The sequence below is a fragment of the Streptomyces sp. Tue6028 genome (genome assembly GCF_002300165.1).
Classification (GTDB): Bacteria; Actinomycetota; Actinomycetes; order Streptomycetales; family Streptomycetaceae; genus Streptomyces; species Streptomyces siamensis.
The window spans coordinates 62,599-84,722 of record NZ_MLCE01000019.1; the positions used below are offsets into that span (position 1 = coordinate 62,599).

At 73.8% G+C, this 22,124-nt stretch carries 20 protein-coding genes; 9 read left to right on the forward strand and 11 right to left on the reverse strand.

What is annotated here, in order from left to right; all coding sequences use genetic code 11:
- Positions 1–53: 53 nt before the first annotated feature.
- Both BKI49_RS16300 and BKI49_RS16305 read right to left on the reverse strand, forming a co-directional pair.
- On the reverse strand, positions 54–2,378 hold the full coding sequence (locus BKI49_RS16300; RefSeq protein WP_095935013.1) for an outer membrane protein assembly factor BamB family protein: 2,325 nt from the start codon (positions 2,376–2,378) through the stop codon (positions 54–56).
- 223 nt (positions 2,379–2,601) lie between these two features.
- Positions 2,602–3,318 (reverse strand): AfsK-binding protein KbpA, encoded by a 717-nt coding sequence (locus BKI49_RS16305; RefSeq protein ID WP_095935014.1) that lies wholly within the window; start codon positions 3,316–3,318, stop codon positions 2,602–2,604.
- 135 nt (positions 3,319–3,453) lie between these two features.
- On the opposite strand from BKI49_RS16305, the gene BKI49_RS16310 reads away from it, so the two are divergent.
- Entirely contained in the window at positions 3,454–4,101 is a 648-nt protein-coding gene (locus tag BKI49_RS16310) for a TetR family transcriptional regulator (RefSeq protein ID WP_037765222.1), read from the forward strand.
- A gap of 109 nt (positions 4,102–4,210) precedes the next feature.
- Here BKI49_RS16310 and BKI49_RS16315 read toward each other — a convergent pair whose 3' ends face one another.
- On the reverse strand, positions 4,211–4,663 hold the full coding sequence (locus tag BKI49_RS16315) for an Lrp/AsnC family transcriptional regulator (protein ID WP_095935015.1): 453 nt from the start codon (positions 4,661–4,663) through the stop codon (positions 4,211–4,213).
- 82 nt (positions 4,664–4,745) lie between these two features.
- On the opposite strand from BKI49_RS16315, the gene BKI49_RS16320 reads away from it, so the two are divergent.
- Positions 4,746–5,360, forward strand: coding sequence for a LysE family translocator (locus BKI49_RS16320; protein WP_095935016.1), 615 nt, complete (start codon positions 4,746–4,748; stop codon positions 5,358–5,360).
- Positions 5,361–5,385: 25 nt separating this feature from the next.
- Here BKI49_RS16320 and BKI49_RS16325 read toward each other — a convergent pair whose 3' ends face one another.
- On the reverse strand, positions 5,386–5,904 hold the full coding sequence (locus BKI49_RS16325; protein ID WP_095935017.1) for a nitroreductase family deazaflavin-dependent oxidoreductase: 519 nt from the start codon (positions 5,902–5,904) through the stop codon (positions 5,386–5,388).
- Positions 5,901–7,127 (reverse strand): acyl-CoA dehydrogenase family protein, encoded by a 1,227-nt coding sequence (locus tag BKI49_RS16330; protein WP_095935018.1) that lies wholly within the window; start codon positions 7,125–7,127, stop codon positions 5,901–5,903. Before BKI49_RS16330 ends, BKI49_RS16325 begins: the two co-directional genes overlap by 4 nt.
- Positions 7,128–7,296: 169 nt before the next feature.
- Between BKI49_RS16330 and BKI49_RS16335 the strand changes: the two genes are divergently transcribed.
- The gene (locus BKI49_RS16335; protein WP_095935019.1) at positions 7,297–8,466 is read left to right on the forward strand and encodes a thiolase C-terminal domain-containing protein; all 1,170 of its coding nucleotides are present in this window, start codon (positions 7,297–7,299) and stop codon (positions 8,464–8,466) included.
- A gap of 36 nt (positions 8,467–8,502) precedes the next feature.
- Here the strand turns inward: BKI49_RS16335 and BKI49_RS16340 are convergent, their stop codons facing one another.
- Positions 8,503–9,810 carry a hypothetical protein gene (locus tag BKI49_RS16340; protein ID WP_257004824.1) on the reverse strand — a complete coding sequence of 436 codons (1,308 nt, stop codon included), beginning with the start codon at positions 9,808–9,810 and terminating at the stop codon, positions 8,503–8,505.
- Between the two features lie 203 nt (positions 9,811–10,013).
- Between BKI49_RS16340 and BKI49_RS16345 the strand changes: the two genes are divergently transcribed.
- Complete coding sequence (locus tag BKI49_RS16345; protein ID WP_095935020.1) at positions 10,014–10,673, forward strand: pyridoxine/pyridoxamine 5'-phosphate oxidase; 660 nt, start codon at positions 10,014–10,016, stop codon at positions 10,671–10,673.
- A gap of 55 nt (positions 10,674–10,728) precedes the next feature.
- Here the strand turns inward: BKI49_RS16345 and BKI49_RS16350 are convergent, their stop codons facing one another.
- From BKI49_RS16350 to BKI49_RS16365, 4 genes are all read right to left on the reverse strand, one after another.
- The gene (locus BKI49_RS16350; protein ID WP_095935021.1) at positions 10,729–11,634 is read right to left on the reverse strand and encodes a GNAT family N-acetyltransferase; all 906 of its coding nucleotides are present in this window, start codon (positions 11,632–11,634) and stop codon (positions 10,729–10,731) included.
- 80 nt (positions 11,635–11,714) lie between these two features.
- On the reverse strand, positions 11,715–12,338 hold the full coding sequence (locus BKI49_RS16355; protein ID WP_095935022.1) for a GNAT family N-acetyltransferase: 624 nt from the start codon (positions 12,336–12,338) through the stop codon (positions 11,715–11,717).
- Between the two features lie 256 nt (positions 12,339–12,594).
- Positions 12,595–13,023 (reverse strand): Zn-ribbon domain-containing OB-fold protein, encoded by a 429-nt coding sequence (locus BKI49_RS16360; RefSeq protein WP_179332470.1) that lies wholly within the window; start codon positions 13,021–13,023, stop codon positions 12,595–12,597.
- Entirely contained in the window at positions 13,020–13,472 is a 453-nt protein-coding gene (locus tag BKI49_RS16365; RefSeq protein WP_095935024.1) for a DoxX family protein, read from the reverse strand. The genes BKI49_RS16360 and BKI49_RS16365 overlap by 4 nt, the downstream gene beginning before the upstream one ends.
- 261 nt (positions 13,473–13,733) lie before the next feature.
- Between BKI49_RS16365 and BKI49_RS16370 the strand changes: the two genes are divergently transcribed.
- From BKI49_RS16370 to BKI49_RS16385, 4 genes are all read left to right on the forward strand, one after another.
- Positions 13,734–14,945: a flavin-containing monooxygenase gene (locus BKI49_RS16370; RefSeq protein ID WP_095935025.1), complete on the forward strand. Its 1,212-nt coding sequence runs from the start codon at positions 13,734–13,736 to the stop codon at positions 14,943–14,945.
- Positions 14,946–15,329: 384 nt separating this feature from the next.
- Complete coding sequence (locus BKI49_RS16375) at positions 15,330–16,847, forward strand: flavin monoamine oxidase family protein (RefSeq protein WP_095935026.1); 1,518 nt, start codon at positions 15,330–15,332, stop codon at positions 16,845–16,847.
- A 213-nt stretch (positions 16,848–17,060) separates the two neighbouring features.
- Positions 17,061–19,286 (forward strand): acetate--CoA ligase family protein, encoded by a 2,226-nt coding sequence (locus BKI49_RS16380; RefSeq protein WP_095935027.1) that lies wholly within the window; start codon positions 17,061–17,063, stop codon positions 19,284–19,286.
- Between the two features lie 49 nt (positions 19,287–19,335).
- Positions 19,336–20,241, forward strand: a complete 906-nt coding sequence (locus BKI49_RS16385) for an enoyl-CoA hydratase/isomerase family protein (RefSeq protein WP_095935028.1) — start codon at positions 19,336–19,338, stop codon at positions 20,239–20,241.
- 65 nt (positions 20,242–20,306) lie between these two features.
- Here BKI49_RS16385 and BKI49_RS16390 read toward each other — a convergent pair whose 3' ends face one another.
- Positions 20,307–21,275, reverse strand: coding sequence for a hypothetical protein (locus BKI49_RS16390; RefSeq protein ID WP_095935029.1), 969 nt, complete (start codon positions 21,273–21,275; stop codon positions 20,307–20,309).
- A gap of 217 nt (positions 21,276–21,492) precedes the next feature.
- Here BKI49_RS16390 and BKI49_RS16395 point away from each other — a divergent pair, with 217 nt between their 5' ends.
- A complete protein-coding gene (locus BKI49_RS16395) occupies positions 21,493–22,098 on the forward strand; it encodes a flavin reductase family protein (RefSeq protein ID WP_257004825.1) in 606 nt (201 codons plus the stop codon).
- Positions 22,099–22,124 lie beyond the last annotated feature (26 nt).

Here is a 22,124-nt window from a genome sequence, read left to right on the forward strand (position 1 = left end):
TCCCTTCCGTGCCCGGCACGACGGCCGTCACCGTCCGCCGGGCCCGGCGCGCGCTACGTCGTGCGGGCCGTGCCCGTCCCCTTCTCCGCGTCCAGGGCGTACACGCAGCGGTCCTTGCTGCAGGCGTAGACGACCCCGTCCCTGACCACCGGGGCGCCGGTGATCTCGCCGCCCGTGGCGAGCTTCCAGCGCAGCCGGCCGTCGTCGGCCTTCAGGGTGTACAGCAGATGGTCGGTGGAGCCGAAGTGGATCCGGCCCTCGGCCACCGCCGGGGCACCCACCAGGTCACCGCCCGCCTGGAACCGCCACTTGGGCGTACCGGTGACGGCGTCGAGGGTGTACAGGCCCTTGCCACTGCCGACGTGGACGTGGCCCGCGGCGACGAGCACCGGCTCGACGGAGGCCCGGGACTCGGTGGCGATACGCCAGCGGTCGCGGCCGTCGGTGGCGTCGAGAGCGTAGACCGTGCCGAGGTAGTCGGCGAGGTAGACGCCGCCCCCGGTGACAGCGGGGCCGGGGGCGAAGGTGGGCGGGCAGAGGAAGACCGCCGGGGCCTCGAAGTGCCAGCGGACATGTCCGCCGGCCACGTCGATGGCGAGCACGCGAGTGCCGGCGCAGACGTAGACGTAGCCGTCGGGGGCCTGGGTGATCCGGACCGGTACGCCGCCGCAGGAGGCCGCGTCACCGATCGGGTAGGACCAGCGCTCCTCACCGGTGCGGGCCTCCAGGGCGCGCAGCCGCGCGTCCTTCCAGACGTAGACCGTGCCGTCGTGGAGCGCCGGTCCGGCCTCCGGGGACTCGAAGTCGGTCTGGGCGCCGGTGATCTCCCACAGCTTCTGGCCACTGGAGGCCTCCCACGCCTGTACGCCGCCGCCGCGGGTGCCGGTGACGACGGTGCCCCGGTCCGCCTTGAGGGAGTACACCCAGGCGTCCGTCGACAGGCGCCACAGGTCGCCGCCCTCGCGGGCGTCGAGCGCGAACAGCGTGGGCCCGTCCGAGGCGTGGATACGGCCGTCGGCGACCGCCATGGACCAGGCCACGTCCCGGGTCTTGAACCGGCGGCGTCCGGTGGCCACGTCCAGCGCGTGGACCTCGAAGGAGGTCACATAGACCAGGTCGTCGGCGACCGCGGGCGTCCCCCACACGTCGTTGGACATGCGGAAGCGCCAGGGCCGCCAGCCCGAGGCCGACTCGGCGGGCGGGGCCGGCGCCACGGCCGGCACGGGGTCGGCGCCGTTCACCCCGGCGTGCGGCCGGGACCAGGACGCGGCCAGGCCCGCCTCCGGAGGCGGCGCCTTGACGGCGGCGGCACGGGCGTCGGCGACGCGCGGCCCGGGGCCGATGGGCACCTGGGCGCCCGCGAGGCGCACCGGGCCGGTGTCGGGCGCCCCGACGGGCACGGGGGCGTGCGAGGGCGGCGCGGGCACGGCGGAGCGGCCCCCTGCGCTGCGTCCGCCGCCGGTGGCGGGCTTGGGGGCCGGGCGGCCCCCTCGGCGCGTCTCGATGAGGCCCACCGCCCGCTCGGGCAGCCAGGCCGACGCCGTACCGCTGTCGTCGGAGCCGGAGCCGAAGAGGTGGGGGGCCAGCTGCGCCTGGAGGTCGGCGGGGTTCGGGCGTGCCGTGGCCTCCATCTGCATGCAGGACTCGATGAGGGGGCGCAGTTCGTCGGGCAGCCCCTCCAGGTCCGGGCCCTCGCGCAGCAGCATGAAGACCGTCTCGACGGGGTTCGCGCCATGGAAGGGGGCGTGGCCGGTGGCGGCGAAGACGAGCATCGAGCCGAGCGAGAAGACGTCGCTCGCGCCGGTGACGCTGCGGGAGTCCTTGGCCTGCTCGGGCGACATGTAGGCGGGTGTGCCGACGGCGACGTTCGTCATGGTCAGGCGGGTGTTCGAGACGCCGGACGCGATGCCGAAGTCGATCACGCGCGGCCCGTCCTCGACGACCAGGACGTTGGAGGGCTTGAGGTCGCGGTGGACGAGACCCGCGCCGTGGATGGACTGGAGGGCCTCCGCGACGCCCGCCGCCAGCCAGCGCACCGCCTGGGCCGGGAGCGGCCCGCACTCGTTCACTATTTCTTCGAGGGAGGGCGCGGGCACGTAGGCCGTGGCCAGCCAGGGCACCGCGGCGCGCGCGTCGGCGTCCACGACCGCCGCCGTGTAGAAGCCGGACACGGCGCGGGCCGCCTCGACCTCGCGCGAGAAGCGGACCCGGAACAGCTGGTCCTCGGCGAGTTCCGTCCTGACCGTCTTGATCGCCACGCGCCGGCCGGACGCCGAGCGCGCGAGATAGACCAGCCCCATGCCGCCGGCACCGAGCCGCCCCAGCACCTCGAACGGCCCGATCCGCCGCGGATCGTGCTGCGTCAGCTGATCCACCACTTGCCTGCCACCTCCCCGTACGGGCCGCGCCGTCCACGTATGAACGCGGCCCCGTGCAGCGTCTCACCACCGCACCGCCATGGCGGCACGCACCCTGATTCTTCCTGGCCGAGCCAAAGGTTGCGAACCAGGGGGCGAATCGGGGTGTCTCATGATGTATCAGGGCAAAGGGTCAGGGTTTTCCGGTGGTGGACCGCCGCGCCGCCCGCGACCGGTGGCCGATTCACCTCTCCAGTACGGCGAAGGAGGCCCCCTGGTTGTCCGTGACCACCGCCACCCGCCCGTACGAGGTCTCGAAGGGCGCGGCCTGGACACGGCCGCCGAGCCGGCTCACCGTCCGCAGCGCCGCGCCGCAGTCCTCGACCCCGAAGTGGACGAGGAAGTGGGGTGGCATTTCGGCCGGGAAGACGTCGGAGACCGGAGCCCGGCCGAAATCGGGGGTGGCGTCGGGGCCGAAGAGGGCGTCGTGGAAGAGGGAGCCGTAGAACCGGTCGACCGTCGTGGTGTCCCGGGCGTACAGCTCGGCCCAGCAGAAGGAGCCGGGCTCGTGGCGCCGCCCGAAGCCGGGGTGCGTGCCGGTCTGCCACAGGCCGAACACGGCGCCCTCCGGATCGGTCGCCAGGGCGGCCGTCCCCAGGGTGTCGACCGGCTCGGGGGCGGTGATGAGCCGTCCGCCCGCCTCCGTGACCCGGCGGGAGAGCGCGGTGACGTCGGGCGCCGCGAAGTAGACCGTCCACACGGTGGGCATCCGGCCGTCCCGCTTGGGCGCGAGGGCCGCGACGGCCTCGCCGCGGAGACGGGCCCAGCCGGACGGGCCGTACCCCTCGGCGAAGGTCCAGCCGAAGAGCTCGCCGTAGAAGCGCTTGCCCGCGTCCACGTCGGGGAGCTGCGCGTCGACCCAGCAGGGCACGCCCTCGGAGAAAACGGCTGATTCGGCCATGCGGCCAAGCTAACGGCCCTCCCCGCATCCCGCAGAGCGGGCGCGCCCACCCCCGTGAACTCCCGTGGCGGGCCCCCGCACCCCATTTGCACTCGGCCGAATCGCGCTCCGATCACCCCTCGGTAAGCTGACGGCATGACAGGACAAGTGCGTACCGTCGACGGCCGCGTGGCCGGACGGCGTGGGCAGGCGACCCGGCAGAAGCTGCTCGACTGCCTCAGCGAGATGCTCAGCTCCTCGCCCTACCGGGACGTCAAAGTCATTGATGTCGCCCGGAAGGCGGGCACGTCGCCGGCGACCTTCTACCAGTACTTCCCGGACGTCGAAGGCGCCGTCCTGGAGATCGCCGAGCAAATGGCCGCGGAGGGCGCGGCGTTGACCCAGTTGCTCGAAGGACGTTCGTGGGTCGGCAAGGCCGGCTGGCAGACCGCCCAGGAGCTCGTGGACGGTTTCCTGGAGTTCTGGCGCAAGAACGACGCGATCCTGCGGGTCGTCGACCTGGGCGCCGCCGAGGGCGACAAACGGTTCTACAAGATCCGCATGAAGATCCTGAACTCCGTGAACAACTCCCTTACGGACACCGTCACCGAGCTCCAGTCCAAGGGCAAGGTCGACAAGGACGTGAACCCGGCCGCGATGGCCGGCTCCCTCGTCGCCATGCTCGCGGCGGTGGCCTCGCACCAGAAGGGCTTCCAGTCCTGGGGCGTCAAGCAGGCCGAACTCAAGCCGAACCTGGCGCTGTTGGTGCACCTCGGCGTGACCGGGAAGAAGCCGACGAAGTAGCGCCTCCCCTTTTCTTGCTCAGATCCCCTGCTCAATTCCTGTCATGCGGGCGGCAGTCCACCGGTGTGGGCTGCCGCCCGCTGCGCTGTGCGGGCCCCGGCGCCCACCGCTACGAGGGCAGCGGGCGGTCCGTGACGACGTGCTTCATCACGAGCGTCGACGTCAGCCGCTGCACGCCCGGCAGCGTCGCCAGCCGGTCGTCGTAGAGCCGCTGGAAGGCCGCGAGGTCGGCGGTCGCGACCCGCAGCAGGTAGTCCGGCTCCCCGAAGAGCCGTTGCGCGTCCAGGACGTGGGGGATGTCCGCCAGCGCCCGCTCGAAGTCGGCGACGGTGTCCCGGTCCTCCTGGCGCATCGAGACGAAGACCAGCGCCTCGAAGGTCAGGCCGACGGCGGCCGGGTCCACGACCGCGCGATAGCCCCGGATGGCACCGGACCGCTCCAGCTCGCGCAGCCGCCGGTGGCAGGGCGAGACGCTCAGCCGCACCCGGGCGGCCAGCTCGGTGACGGTGAGCCGGCCGTCCTGCTGGAGCTCGGCAAGAATTTTCTGGTCCACGGCGTCCATGAGGAAGATTCTGCCCCCAAAAGCGCGATCATGAGCAAATTTCGAAAACACCTTTGGGGCGATCGCGCCTAATGTCCCTCTTATGGATTGGGGACTGGTCACGGCGTTTCTGGCCGTGGATCTGCTGCTGGTGTGCGTGCCGGGCGCCGACTGGGCGTACGCGATCTCGGCGGGGCTGCGGGGCTCGGTGCTTCCCGCCGTCTCCGGGCTCGTCGCCGGGTACGCGGTGCACACACTGCTCGCCACGGCCGGGCTCGCGGTGCTGGTCGCGGGGTCGCCCGCGCTCCTCACCGGGCTGACGGTGGCGGGGGCGGGCTACCTGCTGTGGCTGGGCTGGGGCGTGCTGCGCAGGCCGGCGACGCCGGGAGCGGCCCAGGACGCCCCGGCGGCGCCGCCGCTGCGCACGTTTCTGCGCGGGTCCGCCATCAGCGGTCTCAACCCCAAGGGCCTGCTGCTCTACCTCTCCGTGCTGCCGCAGTTCCTGCGACCGGGCGGGGTTCCGGTGGCCGCGCAGACCGGCCTGCTCGGTGCCGTCCACATGGCCGCCTGCGCCGCCGTCTATCTCACCGTCGGCCTGCTGGCCCGCGCCGTGCTGCGCGCCCGCCCCGCCGCGGCCCGCGCGGTGGCCCGCACCTCCGGCGCCGCGATGCTCGGCATCGGCGGGTTCCTGCTGGTGGAGCGCCTGGCCACCCTGTGACGCGGGACCCCGCCGGTGGGTGCGGTCAGCGCGCGGGCGGGCGGCGGCGCTCGATCCGGAACAGCCGGATCTCCCGGTCGACCCGCGCCTGGTAGGTGGCGTACGGCGGCCAGAACGTCAGCGCCGCCTTCCAGGCCGCGGCCCGCTCCTCCCCCGCCAGCAGACGGGCGGCCACGGGGATGTCCTCACCCTTCCAGCTGATCACGGCGTCGGGGTGGGCGAGCAGGTTGGCGGTCCAGGCGGGGTGGCCGGCGCGGCCGAAGTTGGACCCGATGAGGAGCCAGGTGTCGGGACCGGGCCCCTCCGGCATGCACGCCAGCGGAGTACGCCGCTCCAGCCCGCTCCGGGCGCCGCGCGCGGTGAGCACGACCCCGGGCAGCATCTGCGCGCTGAGCAGCACCTTGCCCCGGGTCAGCCGGTGCACGGCGCGGTCGAGGGCGGGCACGACGTGCGGCGCGACCCGGGCGAAGGCGCGGGTCGAGGACACCTTCTGCACCAGCCGGACACCGGGGACCCGGCGCGGCCCCTGTCCCTGGGTGGTCACACCGCCACCTCCCCGCCGTCGAAGAGCCGTGCCGCGTCCGCCGCGTGCCCGCGCAGCCGGTGCACGGGCCCGAAGAGCAGCTCGTCGCCGGACGCCCGCTTGAAGTACAGGTGGGCGTCGTGCTCCCAGGTGAACCCGATGCCGCCGTGCAGCTGGATCCCCTCCGCCGCCGCCGTGCGCAGTGCTTCCAGCGCCTGCGCGAGGGCCAGGGGCCCCACCCGCTCCCCCTTCGCCGCGGCCCAGGCCGCGTAGTACGCCGCCGAGCGCGCCGCCTGCACCGCCACGTAGACGTCCGCGAGCCGGTGCTTGACCGCCTGGAACGACCCGATGGCCCGCCCGAACTGCTCCCGCTGCCGCACGTACTCGACGGTCCGTTCCAGGGCGCGGTCCGCGGCGCCCACGGCCTCGGCGGCCAGCACGGCGGCGGCCGTGTTCCCGACGGCGGCGAGCGCGCCGGGCACCCCGGAGTCGGCCGCGCCCCGCTGCTCGCTCCCGACATCGCTTCCGGCGTCGTTTCCGCCCAGCAACTCGGCCTCCACGTCCCGCAGTTCCACGCGGGCCTGCGGCCGGGTCTCGTCCAGCGTGGTCTGCCGCACGCGGACGAGCCCCTCGGCCCCCGCCCGGACGAGGAACAGCAGCGTCCGCGAGCGGGCGAACCCGCCCGTGTGAGCGGCCACCACGAGCAGCCCCGCGCTGTGCCCGTCGAGCACCTGCGCCGCCTGCCCGTACAGGCGCCACACGCCCTCGGCCCGGCGCGCCTGCACCCCGCCGGCCCGGCCCCCACCGGACCAGTCGCCCCGGTTGTCGCCCACCAGGCCGAGGGCCGTCGCCAGGGCCGTGCCCGGCACGGCGAGTGCGGCGGTCAGTTCACCGGAGGCGAGGCGGGGCAGCAGCGCCGTGCGCTGCGCCTCGGTGCCGAGGGCGAGGACGAGCGGCGCGGCGAGCACCGCCGTCGCGAGCAGCGGGCCGGGGGCCAGCACCCGGCCCGACTCCTCGCAGGCGAGGGCCAGTTCGGTCACCGCGCAGCCGACACCGCCGTACCGCTCGGGGAGGGCGAGTCCCGGCAGCCCCAGCTGCCGGCCGAACGCCTCCCAGAGCGCCGAGTCGTACCCGGCGGGTGTGCCCACGGCGGCCCGCAGCTCCTCCGGGCCGCAGCGTTTGTGCAGCAACTCCCTGAGCGTACGGCGGATCTCGTCCTGTTCGGCGGTGAAGCTGGCGTCCATCGGCGGGCTCCTCCTGCGGCGGCCACGTGGCCTCACGGGACACGCGTATCCGATGGGCCCTGCGTGAACGGCCCATCTGACGGCCCGTCATGTTAGGGCGGAGGGGATCGAATGCCCAGGCCCGCGACGGCCTCCCTTTCCCGGCTCGATCTGATGTACCGTCAGATTCATGACGCCAGGGAGCCGGAAAGTCGCCGTCGTCGGCGTGTCCCTCTCGGACTGCGGCCGCGTGGACGGCGTGACGCCGTACGCGCTGCACGCCCAGGCCGCACGACGGGCCCTCGCCGACGCGGGCCTGGACCGCGAGGTCGTCGACGGCTTCGCCTCCGCCGGCCTCGGCACGCTCGCCCCGGCCGAGGTGGCCGAATACCTCGGACTGCGCCCGGACTGGGTCGACTCCACCTCGGTGGGCGGCTCCACCTGGGAGGTGATGGCCGCCCACGCCGCCGACGCGATCGCCGCCGGTCACGCCAACGCCGTCCTCCTCGTCTACGGCTCCACGGCACGCGCCGACATCAAGGCGGGCCGGCGCACCGGGAACCTGTCGTTCGGGTCCCGCGGCCCGCTCCAGTTCGAGGTCCCGTACGGCCACACACTCATCGCCAAGTACGCGATGGCCGCCCGCCGGCACATGCACACGTACGGCACGACGATCGAGCAGCTGGCATCGGTGGCGGTGCAGGCGCGGGCGAACGCGGCGGCGAACCCGGAGGCGATGTTCCGGGAACCGATCACCGTCGACGAGGTGCTGGACGGACCGCTGATCGCGGACCCGTTCACCAAGCTGCACTGCTGCCTGCGCTCCGACGGGGGCGCCGCGGTCCTGCTGGCCGCCGAGGAGTACGTACGCGACTGCCGCACGGCGCCGGTCTGGATCCTCGGCACCGGGGAGCACGTCTCGCACACCACCATGTCGGAGTGGGAGGACTTCACGGTCTCGCCCGCGGCGATCAGCGGGCGGCACGCCTTGGGACGGGCTGGTGTCCGCCCCGAGGAGGTCGATCTCGCCGAGATCTACGACGCCTTCACCTACATGACGCTGGTGACGCTGGAGGACCTCGGGTTCTGTGCGAAGGGGGAGGGCGGCGCCTTCGTCGAGAAGGGCCGGCTGACCCTGTCCGGCGACCTGCCGGTGAACACGGACGGGGGCGGCCTGTCGGCCCAGCATCCCGGCATGCGCGGCCTGTTCCTGCTGGTGGAGGCGGTGCGACAGCTCCGGGGAGAGGCGGACGGGCGGCAGGTGCGCCGCCGCGACGGCACGCTGCCGCGACTGGCCGTCGCCTCCGGCACCGGCGGCTGGTTCTGCTCCTCGGGCACGGTGGTGCTGGGACGCGACTGAGCGGCCCGCCGCGCCCGGCGGGACCGGGCACGGCGGTCACGGTGCGACGGTGACCAGGGCCGAGTCGTCGGTGGGGTCCGGGTCCCGGCGGTCCGGCCGGCCGACGTCCGGCCCCTCGATGCTCCGCAGCGCGATCCTGCCCGTCCCGGGCTCCCCGAGGTGCAGGGTGAAGTCGAAGGTGCGGCTCTTCCCCGGCGCGAGCTCGCCGACGTCACAGACGTACGTGAAGTCCTTCTCGTCGCAGTAGGGCTCGAAGTAGCCGTCGTCGACCTCCTCCATGGGCTGCTTCACCACACCGGAGCCGGGCGGGGGTTCGAACACCAGCCGGGCGGACCGGCCGGGATCGCCGGGCCCTTCGTTGTGGACGGTGAGGCGCACCCCGCGCTCGTCCCCCGGGTCGCCGTGCACAGTGACGTCGGAGAGTTCGTAGTCGGCGCGGGTGTCGAGGCGGACCTCGGTGCTCACGATCCGCTGGGCGAACCTGCCGTGCCCGCCCCGGGTGACCTCGGCGCGCAGAGCCGGCCCGTCACCCGCATCGCCGCCCTTGGGATAGCTGCCGTACTGGCCCGGTCCCATGTCCAGCGCCCAGGCCTCCTGGGTGAAGTAGCCGTACATGGACGCGGCCGAGGCCCGCATGCGCAGCGCCGGGCGCAGGACGACGGTCCCGCCGGGGGCGATGCGCAGCCGGGGGAACCGGCAGACCGCGGTGTGCCCGTGATGGGTCTGTGGATAGCGGCAGTTGGAGTACTGCCGCGTGAACTCCTGTGTCCCGGAGCCGAGTTCGAGCCCGAGGCCGACGACCGGCACCTCGCCGGCGTTGTGCACGACGACCGGCGCGGTGATCTCGGCACCCGGGCGGACGTCCTCCAGCGGCGCGGCGGTGCGCACCTCGACCACGGGCTCCCCGACCACGACCCGGGTGCGGGCGGAGAGTTCCTTCCCGTCCTTCGTCGTGTAGGTGACCCGGACGGTCCCGGTGTCGCCGGGCCTGCTGCCCTCGGCGGCGACCGGCAGGACGCGTTCGCCGTTCACCCAGTTGTTGTAGGAGGAGTCCACGTCACAGGTGACGTGGAGGGTGTCGCCCGAGCAGTGCCCGTGCCGGCGCAGCCGGACCGCGTGCTCGGAGCCGGGCAGGACGTCCACGGTCAGCCGGCGGGCGCCCGCTCCCGTGTCGTTCCCGACCGTCACGTGGTACGGCTCCTTGTCCTCGGGGCCGGACTTGTCGCCGTTGGGGCGCACGTAGAAGAGACCGGGCGCCGAGAGCGACGGCTTCGGGGGCTTGTCCAGGGGGCCGCACCCGGTGAGCCCCAGCAGCAGGGCGCCGCCGAGGACCCAGGCGGTCACGCGCCTCACCGGACGGCCCGGCCGTCCGGGCGGACCGTGCCCCCGGGGCGGCCCCGGACCGGCCGGCGCGAGGCCGCCCCGGACAGGTCCCTTCGGAACAGGGCCGGTTCGGTCGCGCGCACGGATCCCCCGCCTTCCCCTCGCTGAGCTCCGGCAGGCGGCCCAACCTACTGCCGCCGGGCGCGGGGGCGATACTCACAGGCATGGAACCGGATCTTCATGAGCTGCTCAGATCGCTGCGGGTGTGGGACACGGAGCTGCCCGGCTTCGCGCCGGACGAGGCGCCCGGGGAGCCGCTGCCCCTCTTCGTGAGCTGGTTCGCGGAGGCGGTGGCGGCCGGTCAGCCCGAGCCGCACACCATGTCGCTGGCGACGGCGGACGAGGACGGCCTTCCGGACGTGCGGACCGTGATGCTGCACGGCGCGGACGCCGACGGCTGGTCGTTCGCGAGCCACGCGACGAGCCGCAAGGGACGCCAGCTCGGGTCCCGCCCGTACGCGGCCCTCGGCTTCTACTGGCCTGCCCAGGGGCGCCAGATCCGTCTGCGCGGCCCCGTCACGGCGGCCCCGCCCGAGGAGGGCCGGGCGGACCTGCACGCCCGCTCCACCGGCGCGCTGGCCGCCGCGCTGGTGGGCCGCCAGAGCGACGTACTGCCCTCGTACGAGGAGCTGGAGCGCGCGTCCGACGCCGCCTGGGACCGGGCACGCCGGGAGCCGGACGCCCCGGCCCCCACCTGGACGCTGTACCGCCTTCGCCCCGAGGAGGTGGAGTTCTTCCAGGGCGACGCCCGCCGCCGCCATGTGCGCCTCCTCTACCGCCGCACGGCCTCGGGCGGCTGGCTGAAGGAACTGCTGTGGCCGTGAGGTCCGGGCTGCCGCCGCGGCCGTACGGCTCAGGGAGCCACCCTCACTGTGCGGCTCAGGCGGTCGCCGCGGCCGTGAAGTCGTACACCGCGAAGTCGGCGACGGCGCGGTAGCCGATGCGCTGGTACAGCCCGGTGCTGGTCGGGTTGGCGAGGTCGGCGAAGAGCAGGACGTCGTCGGCGCCGGAGTCCAGCGCGGCCCGGCTGACCTCCGCGGTGGCGGCGCCCGCGTAGCCACGGCCGCGCTGCTGCGGCGGGGTGTAGACGGGACCGACGCGGACCTGTCCGGCGATCAGGGGGGTCACGCTCGCCATGGCGACCGGCCTGCCGTCTTCGGTCTCCCAGAGCGTCACGCCCCCGTAGACCGCGCGGTCGTCGGCCCAGGCCCCGTGGTCGCGGTCGACGTCCTCGCCGAGGAACTCGGCGAACTCCGCGCACCACCGGGCGACCTGGTCCCGGTCCGCCGCGGTCGCGACCCGCGCCCTGCCCGGCGGTGCCGGCACCGGCACCGTCAGCGTGCCGAGCCGGTACAGCCGCTCGCTCCGGCGCAGCACGGCGCCGGCTCCCGTGCGCCGCTGCCAGGCGTCGGCGAACGCGGTCGCGGTGGCGCTGTCCCCGATCACGCCGGGCAGCCGGTGCCGTTCGTCGACGAGCCGGGCGGCGAGCGCGTCCGCGTCCCGCGCGGACAGCCGCGTCAGGCTCAGCCCGTACGGCGGCGTGCGGAAGAAGGCCGCCCGCACGGCGCCCTCCCGCTCCAGGAATCCAAAGACCGGCGCCTCCTGCCCGAACGCCCGGTGCCCGAGCCGGCGCAGCGCCGCCGTCACGGACAGCGCCACGGTGTGCAGCGCGGGCTCGGAGCGCAGGAAGTCCCCGGCCTGCCCGAGGAAACGATCCAGGTCGTGGGTGACCTGCCAGTCGTGGGACGCGGCGGATGCGGCGGAGGAACGGGAAGCGGGGTCCATGCCCCATGGTCCCGCGGGCCGGACGCGCCCCGCCTCCGGTTTTCCGCGGCCCCCGGGCGGCGGCTCCCCCGGGGCGGATCTCACCGCGCGCCCTCCGCGAGGTCCGGGACCTCCGGCTCCGGGTCGGTCGTGAGGCGGGCGTGCAGATGACAGTCGCGGAAGGCGTCGTGGCGGCCCGCCTCGAACATGGCGCCGCGCAGCGTGCCCTCGTACCGGTAGCCGCAGCGTTCGGCGATGTGGCAGGAGGCGTCGTGACCGGCGGCGTGGTCCAGTTCGAGGCGGTGCAGGGCCAGTTCGGTGAAGGCGAACCGGGTGGCCAGGAGCAGGGCACGGGTGGCGACGTGCCGGCCGCGGGCCTCGGGGAGCACCCAGTAGCCGACCATGGCGCGGTGCATCACGTGGTCGATGGCGTTGATGCCGATGTGGCCGAGCGCGTCCCCGGTGTCCGGGTCGGTGACGCGGAAGGCGACACCGCTGCCCTCCCGCGCGCTCTCGGCGCGCGAACGCAGCGACTCCCGGGCCGCGTCGACGTCCCGCACGAACTTGAGCGGCGTGTTCCAGCGCTGGAACTCCGGGTCGGACAGCCCGCGGAGCCACGACGCGGCGTCGGCGTCGGACTCCGCGTCCCAGGGGCGCAGCCACAGGCCGTGACCACGCAGTTCGGGAAAGGGGTTCACTGCGTACTGCTGGTGGACGTTGCTCATCGGGCCATTCAATCCCCTCGCTCCACGCGGAGTCGTGGGGTTTGTCCGGATCCCGGTCCGATGACGGCCATGGCCGCGGTGACCGGGGTCCTGGCACCCGTGACCGCTGCGATCGGATCCGTGGCGACCGGGTCCCCGGTGACCGGGTCCGTGGCGGCCGCGACTGCGACTGCGACTGCGACCGTGGCAGCAGCGGCGGCGACCGGGGCCGTGCCGGGCTGTGGCCGCCTCCGCCTGTGTCATCGTCGCGGCCCGCTCACACCGGGGGCCGGAACACGGGCACCCGAACCGCCCCCGCGTCCCGGAACGTCACCTCCAGCTCCATCCCCACCCGCAGGGCCGCGGGGAGGCACTGGACCACCTCGGTCATCATCCGCGGGCCCTCGGCGAGATCCACGACGGCGGCGGTGTACGGCACACGTCCGCCGAAGGGCGGGAGGTCGTTGCGGTGCACGACGGACCAGGTGTAGAGCGTGGCGCGCCCGCTCGCGGGCCGCCAGGCGACGTCCTCGCTCCAGCAGTGCGGGCAGAACTCCCTGGGATAGTGGTGCGCCCGGTCGCAGGCGGCGCAGTGGCGCAGCAGCAGCCGGCCCTCGGCCGCCGCGTCCCAGTACGGCCGGGTGAAGGCGTCCACCTCGGGAAGGTCGAACCGCGCGCCGGACGCGCCGCTCTGCGGCCCGCTCACCGGAAGAGCCCGAACGCGTCGTCCAGCGACCACGTCTGCCACGACATCCCGAACAGGGCGACCAGGGAGATCAGCGCCATCATCGAGTTCTGCCCCTGCTCGGCCCAGTCGTGGATCATGAGGACGAGGTAGAGGAGGTTCAGCAGGAGTCCGCCGACCAGCGCGACCGGTGTCAGCAGGCCGGTGACCAGCCCGAGTCCGAGAGCCAGTTCGGCGTAGACGACGACGTACGCCATCGTGCGCGGGCGCGGCGCGACGACCACGTCGAAGCCGGAGCGCACGGCGTTCCAGCGGTGCTTGGCCGCGACGTCCGCCGCCCAGGCGATCCCGGTGCCCCGCTCGAACCAGCCCTTCCTGTCCTTGTGCCGCCAGCTCTCCAGCCACCACAGGCCGAGCCCGATCCGGAGCACGGCCAGCCATTCCGCGCCACTGAGCCAGATGCTGTCCATGACCGATCCTCCCGCCGCCCGCCGAAATCTGACGGTACGTCAGTTCAGCGCAAGCGTGCGGACCGCGCAAGAGGCGTGCACCAGCTCCGGCGCGCCGTCCGCCGGACCGGCGCGGCACCGCCACCCACTCCACACCCCCGCCACAACGAGGCCGTCTACGCCACCGGCCCCACCCACTCCTCCTACAGCCGTGATCAGTTCGCAACCGATTCCGGTCTTGACCGAGACCTATCAAGCTAAGTCGTGATTACGCTCGCGCTCATGGCCGACTCGACTGCTTCCTCGACGCCCCGCACGGTGCCGTCCCACGAAGACCGCCCCGTGTACGTGATCGGCGGCGGCCCCGGCGGACTCGCGGCGGCGTACGCGCTGCGCGCCCAGGGCGTACGGGCCGTCGTGCTGGAGAAGTCCGACAAGGTCGGCGCCTCCTGGCGGCGCCACTACGACCGGCTGCACCTGCACACCACCCGGCGGCTGTCCGCGCTGCCGGGGCTGCCCATGCCGCGCTCCTTCGGGCGCTGGGTGTCGCGCGACGACGTGGTGCGCTACCTGGAGAAGTACGCCGAGCACCACCAGCTGGAGATCGTCACCGGTGTCGAGGTCTCGCGCATCGAGCCCGCGCCGGGCGGCGACGGCTGGCTGCTGCGCGCCACCGGCGGACGCGAGTTGACCGGCAGCGCCGTGGTCGTCGCGACCGGCTACAACCACACGCCCCGCCTGCCCGACTGGCCCGGCCGGGACGACTACACCGGCGAGCTGCTGCACGCCGGGCAGTACCGCAACCCCACGCCCTACGCCGGCCGTGACGTCCTCGTCGTCGGCATCGGCAACACGGGCGCCGAGATCGCGGTGGACCTCGTCGAGGGCGGCGCCCGCCGCGTACGCCTGTCGGTCCGCACCGCACCGCACATCGTGCGCCGCTCCACCGCCGGGTGGGCCGCGCAGTTCACCGGGATCCTGGTCCGACGGCTGCCGGTGCGGCTCGTGGACCGACTCGCCCGGCCGATGGCCAGGCTGAGCGTCCCCGACCTGTCGGCCCAGGGGCTGCCCCGCCCCGAGACCGGGCTCTACTCCCGTGTCAACGAGGGCTCCATCCCCGTCCAGGACGTCGGCCTCATCGACGCCGTCCGCAAGGGCAGGGTGGAGGTCGTGGCCGCCGTGGACGGCTTCGAGGACGGCAAGGTGATCCTCGCCGACGGGCAGCGGATCGGTCCGGACGCGGTGATCGCCGCCACCGGTTACGTCCGCGCGCTGGAGGACGTCGTGGGCCACCTCGGTGTGCTCGACCCGCGCGGCCGCCCGGTCGTGCACGGCGCCCGCTCCCCGAAGGACGCCCCGGGTCTCTACTTCACCGGCTTCACCAACCCCATCAGCGGCATGTTCCGCGAACTCGCCCTGGACGCACAGAAGATCGCCAGGTCTGTCGCCCGCCACACGGCCGCGGCGCGAGGATCCGCACCCGCCGCCCGCTGACCCGCGCACCCCCGCCCGACGGCCGGGCCCCTGCCCCGGTGGGGCACTCGACGCCCCGGCACCCGACACCCAGCACCCGACGCCCGACGCCTGCGCCCGACGCCTGCGCCATCGCGTCCGCTCGCCGGGTCACTCCCGCGTGCACCGACATCGCGCCCCTCGCCGGCGGGGCGTGCCCGCGGCCTGCGGCTCCGGCTCCGGTCCCCTGCGTGCGGCAGCGGCAAAGGCAACGGTCAACTCCCCGACGTACCAACCGTGTTACTCGCGCGTCAGATGTGGCGCCGGTGCTGTACCGATCCAGCCACGCGGGCCAGAATGCGAGCCCTGCTCACTTTCCGGTTCCGGCTCCATCCACCTCTCGTGTTCGACTCGCATCGACGGAGGATGAACGTGGCACGTGAAAGACAGCTCACTCCCGGGCCGGCGGCCCGGCTCTCCCGGCGCTCGGTCCTGGGCGGCGCCGCCGCGACGGGCGTGGCCCTCACCGGCGTGACCGCGGGCCCCGCCGCGGCCGCCACCACCGCCCGCGAGGCCGACGTCGCCGTCGTGGGCGGCGGGCTCGCGGGACTGACCGCGGCCCGCGATCTCGTGGCGGCGGGCCGGTCCGTGGTCGTCCTGGAGGCCCGCGACCGCGTCGGCGGCCGGGTGGTCAACCTGAAGCTGCCGAACGGCGGTGTCACCGAGGGCGGCGGCGAGTTCGTCGGCCCCACCCAGGACCGCATCAAGGCGCTCGCCGACAGCCTGGGCGTGGCGACCTTCACCACCTACAACGCCGGCAAGAACCTGCTCTACAAGGACGGGAAGCGGACCCCGTACGCCACCGACGGTCTGCTCGGCTCGGTCCCTCCGGTCGACCTGGCGGGGCTCGCCAACGCCGCCGTCGTGCAGGCCGAGCTCGACGACATGGCCAAGCAGGTTCCCGTCGCCGCGCCATGGACCGCCGCCAAGGCCGCGGAGTGGGACAAGCAGACCTTCGAGAGCTGGCTGAACTCCAAGGCCGTCGTCCCCTCGGCCAAGTTCCTCATCGACGTGGCCTGCACGTCCGTGTTCTCGGCGCAGCCGCGCGAACTCTCCCTGTTGTTCGTGCTGTTCTACATCGCCGCCGCCGGGAACGAGTCCAGCCCCGGCACCCTGGAGCGCCTGACCGAGACCGCGAACGGCGCACAGGAGTCCCGCTTCGTCGGCGGCTCCCAGCAGGTGCCGGTCAAGCTCGCCGCGACCCTGGGCGACCGGGTGGTGCTCGGCGCCCCGGTGCGCTCCGTCACGCTCTCCGGCGGCAGATACCTGGTGGCCGCCGACGGGACGACGGTCACCGCGCGGCGTGTCGTCGTGGCGCTCCCGCCGCCGCTGGCCGCGCGCATCGCGTACGACCCGCTGCTGCCCGCCGACCGCGACCAGCTCTGCCAGCGGCTGCCGATGGGGTCGATCGGCAAGGCGATCGCCGTCTACGACACCCCGTTCTGGCGCGCCGCCGGCCTCAACGGCCAGGTCGTCAGCGACACCGGCACCGTCCGCTCCACCTTCGACAACTCGCCGCCCGACGCCTCCTACGGTGCCCTGATGGGCTTCATCGAGGCCGACGAGATGCGCGCGTTCGACAGCGCGACGGTCGACGAGGTGAAGGCCGCCGTGCTGAAGGACTACGCCGTGTACTTCGGCGACAAGGCCAAGTCGCCCACCTCCTTCGTGCTTCAGCGCTGGGACAACGAGGGGTACTCGCGCGGCGGCCCGGTCGCCTACGCCCCGCCCGGGGTGCTCACCACGTACGGCCCGGCCCTGCGCAGGCCCGTCGGCGGCATCCACTGGGCCGGTACCGAGACCGCCACCTACTGGAACGGCTACATGGACGGCGCCGTCCGCTCCGGCGAACGCGTGGCGAAGGAGGTCCTGGCGGCGCTGTGACGGTTCCGCCCGGCCGGGCGGCGGGTACGAACCACGTACCCGCCGCACCCCCGCACGCGCCTCCCGCCGGGCCATCGGGGCCGAGGCCGCACCAGCGCGTCCCCTGCTCGCACACAGCCTTTGCCTGCACAACGGTTCCTGACGCGGCGTCAGTTGCGTAATCTGACACTGCGTCAGTTAGAAGTTGGCTGTCACACAGGAGCGGGCGGACCGATGCTTGGATCAACCCACGGCACCCTCACCACCGACTCCCGCCGGGCCCGGGTCATCGCCTGCGGCGAGCAACCCTCGCCGGTCGTGCACGGCCGGCCGGCCGAGGTCGACGACCTGGACGTCAGCGGGCGTCCGCTGTACGCCGACGTCCCCGATCTGGACCGCTTCTTCCGTCCCGAGTCCGTGGCCGTGGTCGGCGCCTCGGACGCCGAGGGTCGGCCCAACACCGGCATCACCAGGCAGCTCATCGCCTGGGCGGAGCGGGTCGGTGCCCGGCTGCACCCCGTGCACCCGACCCGCCGGTCCGTCTTCGGCATCCCCTGCTTCCCCTCCGTCGCCGACCTGCCCGAGCAGGTCGATCTCGCCGTTCTGCTCGTCGGCGACCCCCTTCCCGTGATCGAGGAACTGGCCCAGGCCAAGGTGAGGTTCGCCGTCGCCTTCGCCTCCGGATTCGCCGAGACCGGGGCCGACGGCGCCGAGGCGCAGGACCGTCTCGCAGCCGCCGTCCGGCGCTCCGGGCTCCGCCTGCTCGGACCCAACACGAACCTCAACGCCTTCGAGCACTTCCGCGACGACCTGGCGGGTCCGGCGATCGCGCTCATCACCCAGTCGGGGCACCAGGGACGCCCGGTGTTCGCCATGCAGGAGCTGGGCGTCCGGCTCTCCCACTGGGCGCCCACCGGCAACGAGGCCGACCTGGAGACCGCCGACTTCATCTCCTACTTCTCCGAACAGCCCGGCATCGGGGCCATCGCCTGCTACGTCGAGGGCCTGAAGGACGGCCGTTCCTTCCTGCTCGCCGCGGACCGCGCGGCCCGACGCGGGGTGCCCGTCGTCGCGGTCAAGGTCGGCCGCACCGAGACCGGCGCCCGCACGGCCGCCTCGCACACCGGCAAGCTGACCGGGGCCGACGCCGTGGTGGACGCGGCCATGCGGCAGTACGGAGTGATCCGCGTCGACGGGCTCGACGAGCTCCAGGACACCGCCGCCCTGCTGGCGCGGGCACGCACCCCGCACGCCGACGGCGTCGTCGTCTATTCGATCTCGGGCGGCACGGGCGCGCACTTCGCGGACCTGGCGAGCGAGGCCGGGCTCTCGCTGCCCACACTCTCCGAGGAGAAGCAGGCCGAGCTGCACCAGTGGATACCCGACTACCTGAACGTGGCCAACCCCGTCGACAACGGCGGGCATCCCGTGGGCGACTGGCGCGGCCGGAAGATCATCGACGCGATCCTCGCCGATCCTTCCGTGGGAGTGCTCATCTGCCCCATCACCGGCCCCTTCCCGCCGATGAGCGACCGGCTCGCCCGGGATCTGGTGGACGCGGCGGAGCAGACGGACAAGCTGGTGTGCGTGGTGTGGGGGTCGCCGGTCGGAACGGAGGCCGCCTACCGCCAGACGCTGCTCGGGTCCTCGCGGGTCGCCACCTTCCGCACCTTCGCCAACTGCATCACCGCCGTCCGCGCCCACCTGGACCACCACCGGTTCGTCTCGGCCTACCGCTCCCCCTTCGACGAGGCGCCGCGCACACCCTCGCCCTCCTTCCGCAAGGCACAGGCACTGATGCGCCCCGGCCAGCAGCTGAGCGAGCACGCGGCCAAGCAACTGCTGCGCGCCTACGGGATCAGGGTGCCGCGCGAGCAACTGGTGACCAGCGCGGCGGCGGCCGTACGGGCGGCGAGCCTGGTCGGCTACCCGGTCGTCATGAAGGCCTCCGGCGCGCAGATCGCCCACAAGACCGAACTCGGCCTGGTCAAGGTGGGCCTGACCTCCGCCAGCCAGGTCCGCGACGCCTATCGCGAGCTGACCGACATCGCGCGCTACGAGGGGATCTCGCTCGACGGTGTGCTCGTGTGCCAGATGGTCGAGCGGGGTGTCGAGATGGTCGTCGGCGTCACCCACGACCCGCTCTTCGGACCGACCGTGACCGTGGGACTCGGCGGTGTCCTCGTCGAGGTGCTGCGGGACACGGCCGTGCGCGTGCCGCCCTTCGGTGAGGACCAGGCCCGGGCGATGCTGTCCGAGCTGCGGGGGCGGGCCCTGCTCGACGGGGTGCGCGGTGGGCCGCCGGTGGACGTCGACGCGCTCGTCGAGGTCGCCCTGCGGGTGCAGCGGATGGCCCTCGAACTCGGCGACGACATCGCGGAGCTGGACATCAATCCGCTGATGGTGCTGCCACGCGGGCAGGGCGCGGTCGCGCTGGACGCCATGGTGGTCTGCCACTGACCGGCCCGCCGCACGGCCCACCGTCCGCCGCACGCATCGGAGTACCCCCATGTCCGACTCCCCCCGTGAATCCCCGGAATCCCGCCGGTCCGCCGGCCCACGCGAAACACCTGAACCTCGCGAGACTCGCGAACCATCGGACAAGTCCCAACAATCTGGAAATCTCCTCGACTCATTGATACTTCAGACCACTGACAACGCCGTCTCGTGGATCACCCTCAACCGGCCCGAGGCGATGAACGCCCTCACCTGGGACCAGCGGGAACGGGTGATCGCGCTGCTCGCCGAGGCGTCCGCCGACCCCGCCGTGCGGGCCGTCGTGATCACCGCGCGGGGGCGCGGCTTCTGCGCGGGCGCGGACCTGCGCGGCGGCCCGCCCGCCGGGGAGCGGGTCGCCGGCGACGTCGCCCGGACGATCCGGCTCGGCGCGCAGCGCCTGATCGCCGCCGTCCTCGACTGCGAGAAGCCGGTGATCGCGGCCGTCAACGGCACGGCGGCCGGGATCGGCGCGCACCTCGCCTTCGCGTGCGACCTGGTGCTCGCGGCGGAACCGGCCCGGTTCATCGAGGTGTTCGTGCGCCGTGGTCTCGTCCCCGACGGCGGCGGCGCCCATCTGCTGCCGCGGCTCGTCGGTCCGCAGCGCGCGAAGGAGCTGATGTTCTTCGGCGACGCGCTGACGGCCGCGGACGCGGAGCGGATCGGGCTCGTCAACAGGGTCGTGCCGCCGGACGACCTGGAGAAGACCGCCCGCGAGTGGGCGGAGCGGCTCGCCGCCGGCCCGACCCGTGCGCTGGCCCTCACCAAGCAGCTGGTCAACGCCTCTCTCGACACCGACCGTGCGACGGCCTTCGCCGCGGAGGCGGCCGCGCAGGAGATCAACATGACGACGGCGGACGCCGTCGAGGGCGTCACGAGCTTCGTGGAACGACGCGACCCCCGCTTCGAGGGCCGCTGACCCGTCGGCATCCGCCGTCGGCCCGGCGGCGGACAGTCCCCTCCGGCGGACCGGCGGACAGCCCCCTAGCCGCGGGTCAGGATGCGCAGGTCTCCGCTGTCCGGGTCGCCGAAGAGCACGAACAGTTCGGGGCCGCTCTCGCTGCCCCCGATGGTCCAGTAGGTGTCGTGGCCGCAGTCCTTCACGCGGACGACGACGCCGTCCCGCACCTCGGGCCCGTTCCCGCCCGCGTAGGGGTCGTAACGACCCTCGGTGTCCAGGAACCAGCTCCCTGCCCCGGCGCAGCGGGTGAAGTCCCGCTTCGCGACGTCGTCGAACTCGGGCTCGGCGGGCAGCTTGGTGAGGTCGGCCCGGCCGCCGGGCCGCAACCGCAGCACCGCACCGCCGTCGCCGTGCCAGACCCCGACGAGCTGTGCGGTGGTCAGCGTCGGGGGCTCGTACTCCTCGATGAGTCCCGTGGACAGCCCCACCGCGCCGGCCGTCGCGACCAGGGCGCACGCCGCGAGGGCGGCGAGCGCGGAGCGGGACCAGATGCGACGGACGCGTGACGGGCGTCCGGCGGCGCGCGCCCGCCGCCGGACATGGCCGACGCCCAGCGCGGGCAGGATCCCGGAGGCGGCCAGGAGCAGGGCGGGTACGCCGGTGGGCGAGAGAACGCCGAGGGTGACGGCGACGGTGGCCCACACGGCACCCAGGAGGATCACGGACGCCAGGTGCCGGACGGTCTCGGGACCGGGGACGCGCCGGGCCGTCAGCCGGGCCAGCGTGGCGGCCGGCATCGTGAGCACGGCCGCGTGCAGCATGCCGAGCGCGGCGAGCAGCAGCGGGCCGAGGACGAGCATGCACAGCAGGCCCGCGGCGGCGAGTGCGCCGCCGGTCCCGGCCCCGTGGTTGTCGTCGTCGAACGTCCCGACCCACCAGACCGCGGCGGCCACCGCGAGCTGCACGGCACAGACCGCGGCGGCGGCGTTCAGTTCGGCGTTCTCCCATGTCAGCCGCGGACGCCTGGGCCGACCCGTGTCTCCCCACCCCATGGGCGAAAGATACGCGGCCGGTGCGCGACGGCACACGAGGGGTTCGGCGACCGCCCCGGCCCGCACACCCCGCCCACGGACCCGCCCACCGCGCTACCGCTCCCCCGGCCTCTTTCCGCCCCCTGCCCCTCCCGCCCCGTCCCCCTTTCCGTCACCCCACCCCTTCCAATCTGACGCACCGTCAGCTTCAATGGGGAATGTGATGGGACACGCAGGGATGGCCGCAGCCGCCGTCCGCTACCTCCGGTCGGCCGGGGCCCCCACCGCCGCGGGGCCCGTCGAGGCGCTGCCGCGCCCGGACCTCCGCGCGGTCGGCGACGACGAACGCGCACCGGTCGACCAGGCCGAGTTCCGCCGGGTGCTCGGGAACTTCGCGAGCGGCGTCACCGTGGTCACCGCCCCGGACACCGGGACCGCGGATCGCGAGGCACCGGCGGGGCCCGCGGGTTTCGCCTGCCAGTCCTTCGCCTCGCTCTCCCTCGACCCCCCGCTGGTCTGCTTCATGGTCGGCCGTACGTCGACGACCTGGCCGCGGATCGCCCGCGCGGGAGTCTTCTGCGTGAACGTCCTCGGGGCCCACCAGGGCGAGCTGTGCCGCGGCTTCGCGGTGAGCGGCGCGGACAAGTTCGCCGGGGTCGCGTACGACGCGGCACCGGTCTCCGGCTCGCCGCGGCTCGCGGGGGCGGCGGCCTGGATCGACTGCACGATCCACGCGGTGCACACGGGCGGGGACCATCTGATCGTGGTGGGCCGGGTGGACGCCCTCGGCACCGGAGACGCCGACGCGGCACCGCTGCTCTTCCACAAGGGCCGCTTCCTCTAGACCGCGACCGGCACGAGGAACGCGAC